This window comes from Achromobacter sp. JD-1, from assembly GCF_038594925.1.
Taxonomy (GTDB): Bacteria; Pseudomonadota; Gammaproteobacteria; order Burkholderiales; family Burkholderiaceae_B; genus Achromobacter; species Achromobacter spanius_C.
The window spans coordinates 1-2,777 of the sequence record NZ_JBCGCS010000057.1 but is presented as its reverse complement, the minus strand read 5'-3'; the positions used below and the strand labels follow the sequence as shown (position 1 = coordinate 2,777).

The 2,777-nt window shown below is 60.9% G+C and carries 5 protein-coding genes; 4 read left to right on the top strand and 1 reads right to left on the bottom strand.

Translation table 11 applies throughout. From position 1 onward, the window contains the following. From WBR68_RS31065 to WBR68_RS31050, 4 genes are all read left to right on the top strand, one after another. Window positions 1-551 (top strand): N-6 DNA methylase (locus WBR68_RS31065; protein WP_230696226.1); only part of this gene is annotated, 551 nt, incomplete at its 5' end. A 300-nt stretch (window positions 552-851) separates the two neighbouring features. Beyond that, window positions 852-1,499 (top strand): DNA methyltransferase, encoded by a 648-nt coding sequence (locus WBR68_RS31060; protein ID WP_230696225.1) that lies wholly within the window; start codon window positions 852-854, stop codon window positions 1,497-1,499. Then, window positions 1,496-1,750: a hypothetical protein gene (locus WBR68_RS31055; protein WP_127183501.1), complete on the top strand. Its 255-nt coding sequence runs from the start codon at window positions 1,496-1,498 to the stop codon at window positions 1,748-1,750. The genes WBR68_RS31060 and WBR68_RS31055 overlap by 4 nt, the downstream gene beginning before the upstream one ends. Before the next feature lie 3 nt (window positions 1,751-1,753). Next, window positions 1,754-1,948 (top strand): DUF6900 domain-containing protein, encoded by a 195-nt coding sequence (locus WBR68_RS31050; protein WP_230696224.1) that lies wholly within the window; start codon window positions 1,754-1,756, stop codon window positions 1,946-1,948. Between the two features lie 412 nt (window positions 1,949-2,360). Here WBR68_RS31050 and WBR68_RS31590 read toward each other — a convergent pair. After that, a partial coding sequence (locus tag WBR68_RS31590; protein ID WP_446697890.1) for a hypothetical protein occupies window positions 2,361-2,777 on the bottom strand: 417 nt, incomplete at its 5' end.

The following is a 2,777-nucleotide window of genomic DNA, read 5'->3' as shown; positions in this document are numbered from 1 at the left end:
CTGGCGCCGGGCAGTTCTTCACGCCCTATGAGGTGTCGCGCCTGATGGGCAACATGATGATGGGCAATGGCCAGGATTTGGTCGATAAGACGAGCGCGCAGGGGTTCGTGCGCGTACTGGAGCCAGCTTGCGGCGCTGGCGGCATGTTGATCGCGGCGGCGCACGCGATGCACGATGCGCAGCTGAACTATCAGCAGTGCATGCACGCGACTGCGATCGACATCGATCAGCGCTGCGTGCATATGACATTCATCCAACTGGCGCTCTTGCACGTGCCGGCCGTGGTGATACATGGCAACGGCCTCACGGGCGAGTGCCGGGAGCAGTGGTTTACGCCCGCACACGTCCTGGGCGGCTGGGGCGCGCGGCTTCGCCATCGCGAAGCGAAGGAGGGCGCTCGGGCGCTACTGCAGGCGCCGGCGGCCATGGACGAGATCCATGTCGACCAGGTGGCGGCCGACAGTCCATCGGCTGAGATCGATGCGCCGCCGCAGGTTATTCCAAAGGCCATCCGCCAAGCTGCTGCCGCTGGCCAGATGTCGCTCTTCTAGCGAGGTTGCGATGGCCCCTCTCGGGGCCTGGCGCGCCGGCGACGCGCCACCTTCGGCACATGCAGACCAACAAGCACTGCACGGAGCATACAGTCGCATCCCACTCCCGCACGGACGCTAGGGCCGCTGCGCGCGGCTTTGTAGCCGCGGCCCCATCTTCAAGGGCTTTCGCGGCATAAACCGCTCACTGCGTTCGCTATTTATTCCACGTCCCTTGACCGCGCTTGCGTGGGCTGCGCCCGCCTGCCCCGTGCAGTGCAATGCAGATCGGCTGACATTGCTGCACGCAAGGAGCCAACCATGAGCCGTGTTGTCTTGGGCGATTGCCTGTCCGTTCTTCCCACCTTGCCAGATCGTTGCGTCGACCTGGTGTTGACCGATCCGCCGTACCTCGTTAACTACGTGGACCGCTCTGGTCGGAGCATTGCCAACGATCGCACCGATGAATGGATGACGCCGGCGTTTGCGGAGATGTTCCGCGTGCTTCGTGATGACGCGTTTTGCATTTCGTTCTACGGCTGGAATCGCGTAGATCGATTCTTCGCCGCGTGGCGCGCGGCAGGCTTTCGTGTGGTCGGCCACATCGTGTTTGCCAAGCAATACCAGTCGAATGCGCGATTCTTGGCGTACCAGCACGAGTCCGCCTACTTGCTGGCCAAGGGCCAGCCGGCGCTGCCGGCGACACCACTGCCCGATGTGCTCCCCTGGAAGTACACCGGGAATCGCCACCATCCGACTCAGAAGCCGGTCGAATGCCTGACGCCGCTGATCGAAACCTTTACCCGCCCGCGCGACATTGTTCTAGACCCGTTCGCCGGCTCCGGTTCCACGTGCGTGGCCGCCCGCCAAACCGGACGGCGCTTCTACGGGATCGAAATGGACCCCAAGTATCACGGCGCCGCAGTGCAGCGCCTTGCGCTGGCCAACCAGGAAAGGATCGCAGCATGAGCCGGGATGAAAACGAACTGAAGAATGGGTTAACCGCATACCTGCACGGCTACGGCCGCAACAATCGGGGCGGTTTGTCCGCGATCGCCGCATATGGCGCCTGGCCGGTGCTGGCGGAGCAGGAAATTGAACAACGCATGGGGCGATTCCTCGAAGCCTTGCCGCTGGAAGAATTGCGCGCCATCGCCCAGTCGACAATCGATCTGAACGAGCTGGCCAGCCAAGTGCTGGCCCAGCTGGACAAGGAGTGAAGCATGGCAATGCCCCAACTATCCAGCACTGCGAAACTGGCCATCGAAAACATCGCCCTGGAGATTCTGGACATGGAATGTACGGAACTTCAGTGGATCAGCTCCAAGGACTATCACGAAATACCAGCATGTGATCTTTGGAGGGCGTTGCAGGCGGCGTACTTGGCCGGCATGGTGGACCATCACCGAAACGGCTGAACGGCATAGCCAGGCCTGGCGGCCTGGCTATCTCACTTGGACTATCAGACGTCCAAGGCTGGCCAGGGAGGCGCGCTCACAGTCGCCGGGTAGTGTTCAGTCTTTTGGACCAATCCGCGGCGACATGACTTTGGATTGCTCGGCGAGCCAAGGCGTCATCCGCGAATACCGCGCGCGCGCCGCCGACGCTCTCCCACGGTCCGCTCGGGGCATACTGCACTTCAGCTATGACCCCGTTTCCATTCGGCGATTGAATGGTCCGATACGTCGCCCGGACTCCGTTGATAACCAGGGTACCGTCCAAAGTGGTTCTCCTCGTCCAAAAAATCCGCGCGCGATTTGCCTGAGAATGCCACCGCAAGATGGGTAGGGCACTAGGGATAAACACCCGTTCGGATCGGTGCGCCATATGCTAGATTTCGCTCCTCTCTGACCTCGCGACGCGTTGACGCCGCCCCTGCGCCAAATGGACGAAAACAAGAAAAAAAGCCCACGGCGCAAAAAGCAGCCGGCCGCGCTGCATTGCTCGTTTTGCGATAAGTCTCAGAACGAAGTGCACAAACTGATCGCACGGGAAAACGCCCCTGGCGCGAGCGCGCTTGCAATCTGCAATGAGTGCGTAGATTTGTGTACCGAAATCATCAACGACCAAGGCTTGGTCGAGGCCGAAAACAGCCCCAAAGCCCTGTACGAGTACATCGTTCGGCAGAATCAAATCGTCGACGACGCACGAGATAGGGCAAATAAGGCCTTGGATTTGCTGAATGTCTCGATGCCGCCCGGATCCCAATCTCAGCACTGATTTTTTGATCACGACTCCCCATTGGGC